The organism is Clostridium sp. AM42-4, from assembly GCF_003480105.1.
Taxonomy (GTDB): domain Bacteria; phylum Bacillota; class Clostridia; order Lachnospirales; family Lachnospiraceae; genus Brotaphodocola.
On record NZ_QUIK01000037.1, the window covers coordinates 1 to 7391 of the forward strand.

A 7391-nucleotide genomic window follows, 5' to 3' on the forward strand; every position below is an offset into this window, starting at 1 on the left:
AAGATAACTGTCATCAAAGAGCCAGACGCTTAAGACGCAGAGCCGATTATTTTTGTAATATATTAGAGCATCTAGAAGAAACTATTTATCAAATTTTATGAAAAGGAATGAGCATATGTTTGGAGAAACATTGCATTGCGGTGAACTTATAAAGAGACTTAACGATGCACTTGGAAGAAAGGCTAATAATACGTTGATGTGCAATGATGTCACCCTTTCGCAGATTAAGGTCCTCGCAACTATCAGCGAGGCAGCCGATGAGACGATAACGCTAAAAGAACTTGAAAAGCATTTTGAAGTTAAACAGGCAACGATGGCAGGAATTGCTGCACGTCTGGAAAAAAATGGGATGATAGAGGGGTTTTATGATTCAAATGATAAAAGAATCAAACATGTAAAGCTCACGGCAAAAGGTGAGGAGATATGCAAGACGGCAAGAGCTTCAATGGATGAAAATGAGAGGGAACTTTTAAAGGCACTTAATGATGATGAAAAAGGACAGCTTAGAAATCTTTTGCAGAAAGTATATGACAGTATCAAGTCATGCTGACTGTAGACTTATAAGGTGAATTTAATCGAAGGGAGAATGATAAAAATATGATAAAAACATTAGCAAAATGTATGGGCAAATATAAAAAAGAATCAATTATAACGCCAATATTTACTGCAGTTGAAGTTTTTTTGGAAATTCTTATTCCATTTATAACAGCCTCAATAATTGATAAAGGAATACAGGCCGGAGATATGAGAAAGGTTGGTATTTATGGTGGAATAATGCTTATTATAGCATTTTTGAGCCTTTTTTGTGGTATACAGGCAGGAAAGTATGGGGCGGCAGCATCAACAGGATTTGCGTGTAATCTGAGAGAGAAAATGTATGAAAATATACAGACATTTTCATTTTCTAATATTGATAAATTCAGTACAGCAGGTCTTGTAACACGTATGACAACTGATGTAACTAATGTACAGAATGCTTATCAGATGATAATAAGGAGTGTTGTGAGAGCACCTCTCATGATGATTTGCAGTATTACAATGTGTGTAATAATAAGTCCGAGATTAAGTATTATATTTCTTGTTGCACTTATATTTTTAGGATTTGTACTTTTCTTTATTATATATAAAGTAACACCGGTTTTTACATCAGGTTTTGAAAAATATGATGAACTCAATGCGAGCGTTCAGGAGAATATTTCAGGAATCCGTGTTGTTAAGGCATTTGTACGTGAGGAGCATGAAAATAAAAAGTTTAATAAAGCGGCAGATAATCTTTATAAAACATTTGTTAAAGCCGAGTCATTTCTTGCATTTAACAATCCGACTATGATGCTTGTTGTATATGGATGTATTGTTGCATTGTCATGGTTTGCTTCACATTTTATTGTGTCGGGTTCAATTACAACTGGTAATCTTACATCAATGTTCAGTTACGTAATGAACATGCTTATGGCACTTATGATACTTTCAATGATATTTGTAATGGTTTCAATGAGTGCGGCAAGTGCAAGGCGTATTTCAGAAGTTCTTAATGAAAAAGCGGACCTTGCCAATCCGGAAAAACCTTATGAAGAAGTGGAAGACGGAAGAATCGATTTTAATCATGTTAATTTTTCATACAGAAAAAACAGTACAGAGGATACTTTACATGATATTGATATTCATATTAATGCAGGTGAGACAATTGGTATTATTGGTGGTACAGGATGCGGAAAATCAAGTTTTGTGAGCCTTATAAGCCGTCTTTATGATGTTACTGAAGGTTCTGTATGTGTTGGCGGAAAAGATGTAAGAACTTATGATATGGATGCACTCCGTAATCAGGTGGCTGTAGTATTACAGAAAAATGTCCTGTTTTCAGGAACAATACTTGACAATCTCAGATGGGGTGATGACAATGCTTCATATGAAGATTGTGTTGAGGCATGTAAACAGGCATGTGCTGATGAATTTATCGAGAGAATGCCTAAGAAGTATGATACATGGATAGAACAGGGCGGTACTAATGTTTCAGGTGGTCAGAGACAGAGACTCTGTATTGCGAGAGCATTGCTTAAAAAACCAAAGGTTCTTATTCTTGATGATTCGACAAGTGCTGTAGATACTGCAACAGACGCAAAAATCAAACAGGCATTTGCCCAGAAAATTCCGGGAACAACAAAGCTTATAGTTTCGCAGAGAATTTCAAGTATTCAGGATGCCGACAGAATTATTGTTCTTGAAGATGGAAAAGTCAGTGGCTTTGATACACATGAGAATCTTATGGAAAATAACAAAGTTTACCGCGAAATCTGTGAAGTTCAGATGCAGGGCGGCGGCGATTTCGACGAATCGGCAGAATAGTGAGAATAGGAGGAAGACATGAAAAATAAAAATGAGAACAAAGAGAAGAATCCGCTTTTATTATTAAAAAGACTTCTTTCTTATATAGTAAAAAATTATAAATTGGCATGTTTCATGGTGGTCGTTTGCATATTGGTTTCGGCACTTACGACATTATGTGGAACTTTATTTATACAGAAACTTATTGATAATTACATTGTGCCTCTTACCCAGATGGCAGTTCCTGATTATTCACCGCTTGCACAGGCTCTTTTAAAACTTGTAGCAATATTTGCAGTGGGTGTTTTATGTTCCTACGGATATAACAGAATTATGGTAAATGTTGGTCAGGGTACTATGAAAAAGCTCCGTACAGAGATGTTTACTAACATGGAATCACTTCCAATCAGATATTTTGATACACATGCACATGGAGATATAATGTCGGTATATACAAATGATATTGATACATTAAGACAGCTTATAAGCCAGAGTATTCCACAGGTTCTTAATTCACTTATAACACTTGTATCAACATTTGTAAGTATGATAGTTCTTGATATACCACTTACAATTGTATCTGTTATTATGGTTGCAATTATGCTTTTTGTGACATCAAAGCTTTCCGCTGCATCTGGCAGATATTTCATTGAACAGCAGAAAGATATCGGTAAAGTAAATGCTTATATTGAGGAAATGATGGAAGGGCAGAAGGTTGTTAAGGTATTCTGTCATGAGCAGGAAAGTCTTGAACAGTTTAAGCAGATTAATAACAAGTTAAGAGAAAGTGCCAACAATGCTAATAAAATTGCAAATATTACAATGCCTATCAATGAAAATATAGGAAATATAAGTTATGTTTTGTGTGCACTTGTAGGTGGTGTGCTTGCATTAAGCGGCTTTTCAGGACTTACAATTGGTACACTTGTAGCATTTCTTTCATTAAACAAGAGTTTCACACAGCCTGTAACAGAGATAAGCCAGCAGGTAAGCAGTATTGTAATGGCTATGGCAGGTGCCGGCAGGGTATTTGACCTTTGTGATGAAGTACCAGAGACAGATGAAGGTGATGTTGAACTTGTAAATATATGTTATGATTCAAATGGTGAAATCCATGAAACTGAAGAACTGACAGAGATGTGGGCATGGAAAAAACCAAATGCTGCAAACAAAGATGAAATGTATACAAGACTTCAGGGTGATGTTACATTTGATGGAGTTGATTTTGGATATAATCCTGACAAAATCGTGCTTCACGATATAAAAATGTTCGCAAAACCTGGTCAGAAGCTTGCGTTTGTAGGTTCTACCGGTGCCGGAAAGACAACAATTACCAACCTTATTAACAGGTTTTATGATATACAGGATGGTAAAATCCGTTATGATGGAATTAATATTAATCATATTAAAAAAGACGATTTACGCCGAAGCCTGGGCATTGTTTTACAGGATACCAACCTTTTTACAGGCACGATTATGGACAATATCAGATATGGAAGACTCAATGCAGCTGATGAAGAATGTATAGCTGCCGCAAAGCTTGCTAATGCTGATGGATTTATAAAAAGACTTCCTGATGGTTATAACACAGTGCTTACCGGCGGTGGTGCGAACCTTAGTCAGGGACAGCGTCAGCTTCTTGCAATAGCGAGGGCGGCAGTTGCAGATCCTCCTGTTCTTATTCTTGATGAGGCGACTTCTTCTATTGATACACGTACAGAAAAACTTGTACAGCGTGGTATGGATGCACTTATGACAGGAAGAACTTCATTTGTTATCGCTCATCGTCTTTCTACGGTACGGAATGCAGACTGTATTATGGTTATGGAACAGGGAAGAATTATTGAGCGTGGTACACATGACCAGCTTATGGAAGAAAAAGGCAGATACTATCAGCTTTACACAGGAAAGTCAATCAGTGCGTAAGATTTTGATTAATTGGTATTAAATAAACATTTCAAAAACACGGGGTATAAAAATATGAAATATGCTTATATTAACGGAAAAATACTTGACGGAACCAAAGATATGCAGGTAAAAGAGGGCTTCGTCATACTTACGGACAATGATAAAATTGAGGATATTGTCAAGGCAGGCACGGATTTGAATGGATATGAAAAAGTTGATTTAAAACGCAGATATATTATGCCCGGTCTTATAAATATGCATGTTCACCTTGCAGGTAATGGCAAGCCGCAGAAAAAACAGCGTGATAATGAGAAACTTGTAAAAATACTTATGGGAAATGCACTTATGCGTTCAATTGCATACGGTATGGTTGCCGGATTTGCAAAAACAGAGCTTATGAGCGGTGTGACAACAATAAGAACGGTTGGCGGACTTGGAAGTTTTGATACAAAATTAAGAGATGAGATTAATGCAGGAACAAAGATGGGACCTAGAATACTTGCCGCTAATGAAGGGATTTCCGTGCCTGGCGGACATATGGCTGGCTCTGTTGCTGTTGCGGCGGACAGTATAGATACAGCCTTAAAACATCTGGAGCAATCGGAAAAAGAAAAGGTTGATTTGATAAAGCTTATGATTACTGGCGGCGTAATGGACGCAAAAGAAAAAGGTGTTCCGGGTGAACTGAAAATGTCTCCGGAAATGGTAAAGGTAGTCTGTGACAAGGCACATGAAAATGGCTATTTAGTTGCTGCACATGTCGAATCTCCGCAGGGGGTGCGTGTTGCTCTTGAAAATGGTGTTGACTCAATTGAACACGGTGCAAAAATTGATGATGATACAATTAAGTTATTCAAGGAAAGAAAAGCATTTCTTTGCACAACAATTTCGCCTGCACTTCCGTATGCATTGTTTGATCGTTCGATTACCAACGCAACTGAAGTTGAACAGTTTAACGGAAATGTTGTGTTTGAGGGAATAATTGCATGTGCGAAAGCGGCACTTGAAAATGATATACCTGTCGTTCTTGGCAATGATGTCGGATGTCCGTGGATTACACAGTATGATTTCTGGAGAGAATTGTATTATTTCCACAAATATACGGGCGTTTCCAATGCGTTTGCACTGTATACGGCAACCGCAAGAGCTGCCGAAATGGCGGGAATCGGTGATATTACCGGTACGCTCGAAAAAGATAAATGTGCAGATATGATTGTAACCGAGGAAAACCCACTCGATGACCTCAGAGCATTACGACATGTAAAAATGGTTGTCGCAAGAGGAACGATTATGGAAAATCCTAAAGTTAAAATAAATAAGCGTGTCGAGACTGAACTTGATAAATTCCTATAAAAAAACCCCGCTGCGGCGGGGCTTTTTTATTCCATAAAACACATATAATTTGTCAAATACTCTGTTATAATTTCTCCATAATAATTGTTCATCTGCAATTTCGCATAGATAAAAGGTTTTAATAAATAACGGATTATGATACATATAACAGGACAAATAAAAATCCAGTTTTTATTAACTAGGGATGTTGCCACTCCTTTACTCCATTGTACTGGAATTTCTGTCGGCAACTTAGAATAAGACAAAGCCCCAATAATCAAGCATAGTGCGGTAATCATAGTCCAGGTAAGCATACTTCCCCATATATACAAAAAGCTGACTGAATCCAGTTTGAAAACAGTTCGATTATCTTTCCAATAGTCATGAAAATCTGTTACATACTGTTCTACCTGTAATTTTTCATAACTAATACTTCCTTCATCCAGCATTTTTTCGCACATGAGTTTCGCCTTATTCAAATCAGTAATCTGATTTTTTAATACTTCCTTTTGCTTCTCAAGCATTTCCTGCAATGTTACTTTTTCGGATATAATATTTCGTATATCTTCAATAGAAATTCCCAATGTACGTAGATATGCAATCTTCTTTATATTTTCCACATCATTTTTAGAATAAATTATATATGTCTTTTTGACTATCTTTTTATATCTTCTTAAATGTCCGCAAAGCCTTATTTTATCGGCTCTACGGGCATTTTGCTTTTGTGGTAAACCTCACATATCTAGGTCTATCTTCTTATATTTTCGCTATCAAGCGTGGTTAAAATCGTGGTAAATACTTCTATGCAATTAGACGCTGAACCTCTGATTTTGCGGTATCTATGGACGCATGAGCGTACCAATTCATTGTGATACTAATGTTTGAATGCCCCATGATATACTGTAAATCTTTTGGGTTCATGTTCTTGCTTGCCAGCCTTGTGCAGAACGTATGGCGTAGCGTATGCGGTGTGATATGTGGCAAGGGATTGTCCTTGTGGTGCTTGTTGTATTTCTTTACCATACGGACAAATAAGGCGTTGTAATCAATCGCAACTTTTGGCTTGTCCTTATGATTGACAAATAGGAAATTGCCCCGTCCGTCTATCACAAATGGTTCTGCCTTTGGGCGTTTCTTCATAACCCGTTGAAATGCCTGTATCGTTTCTCTGCTTAATGGTACTTGCCTTATTCCGCTTTTCGTCTTAGGCGTTTCAATATAATAGCCTTGTTCCTTGCTCTTTAGTAACTGGTGGTCGATAATCACAACTTCATTCTTGAAATCAATATCGGCTACTGTCAGTCCGCACAGTTCCGAGATACGAAGTCCTGTTTTTAACAGTATCAGCACATCATCATAATACTTGTGATACACATTGTCCGTCTTGATGAATGAGAGTAAGGCTTGTTCCTGTTCCTCTGTCAATGCAACTTTCTCTTTGGTATCATTTTCTAGGACTTCACTTAACTTGAAATCAAAGGGATTTTTCCTTACGCAATCGTCTTGTATGGCGATATAGAATGACGCTTTTAACGAGCGTTTATGGTTGTTAATGGTATTGTAGGAAAAGCCTTTGTCTTTCATGCGTAACGCCCATTCTTTAGCGTCAGAGGGTTTTATCGTATCAATGCTCCTAGCACCTAACTTATCCTCTTTCAATAACCGCATGAGTTGTTCCCGTTGTTTTATTGTGCTTTTCTTCACATTTGCCCTCTGTGCGTTCTGTTTGGCATAGAGTTGGCAAAGCGTCATTTTCTTGCCTGTGCTGTCGATACCGTCCTCTGATATTGTCAATATTAGTTGACACATTTTCCTCAAGGATATCACTG

The 7391-nt window shown here is 37.4% G+C and carries 6 protein-coding genes; 4 read left to right on the forward strand and 2 right to left on the reverse strand.

Features of this window, described 5'->3' with window-relative positions:
* The first annotated feature begins 115 nt into the window (after positions 1 to 115).
* The 4 genes from DW922_RS16915 to DW922_RS16930 are packed head-to-tail and all read left to right on the forward strand — an operon-like array spanning position 116 to position 5583.
* Positions 116 to 550: a MarR family transcriptional regulator gene (locus tag DW922_RS16915; RefSeq protein ID WP_158550875.1), complete on the forward strand. Its 435-nt coding sequence runs from the start codon at positions 116 to 118 to the stop codon at positions 548 to 550.
* 47 nt (positions 551 to 597) lie between these two features.
* Complete coding sequence (locus DW922_RS16920) at positions 598 to 2343, forward strand: ABC transporter ATP-binding protein (protein WP_117761255.1); 1746 nt, start codon at positions 598 to 600, stop codon at positions 2341 to 2343.
* Positions 2344 to 2361: 18 nt separating this feature from the next.
* On the forward strand, positions 2362 to 4248 hold the full coding sequence (locus DW922_RS16925) for an ABC transporter ATP-binding protein (protein ID WP_117761253.1): 1887 nt from the start codon (positions 2362 to 2364) through the stop codon (positions 4246 to 4248).
* 54 nt (positions 4249 to 4302) lie between these two features.
* Positions 4303 to 5583, forward strand: coding sequence for an amidohydrolase family protein (locus DW922_RS16930; RefSeq protein WP_117529001.1), 1281 nt, complete (start codon positions 4303 to 4305; stop codon positions 5581 to 5583).
* A gap of 26 nt (positions 5584 to 5609) precedes the next feature.
* Here the strand turns inward: DW922_RS16930 and DW922_RS16935 are convergent, their stop codons facing one another.
* Both DW922_RS16935 and DW922_RS16945 read right to left on the reverse strand, forming a co-directional pair.
* Positions 5610 to 6257, reverse strand: coding sequence for a DUF1648 domain-containing protein (locus DW922_RS16935; RefSeq protein ID WP_347560332.1), 648 nt, complete (start codon positions 6255 to 6257; stop codon positions 5610 to 5612).
* Positions 6258 to 6363: 106 nt separating this feature from the next.
* The gene (locus DW922_RS16945; protein ID WP_243032294.1) at positions 6364 to 7371 is read right to left on the reverse strand and encodes a site-specific integrase; all 1008 of its coding nucleotides are present in this window, start codon (positions 7369 to 7371) and stop codon (positions 6364 to 6366) included.
* Between the last annotated feature and the right edge of the window lie 20 nt (positions 7372 to 7391).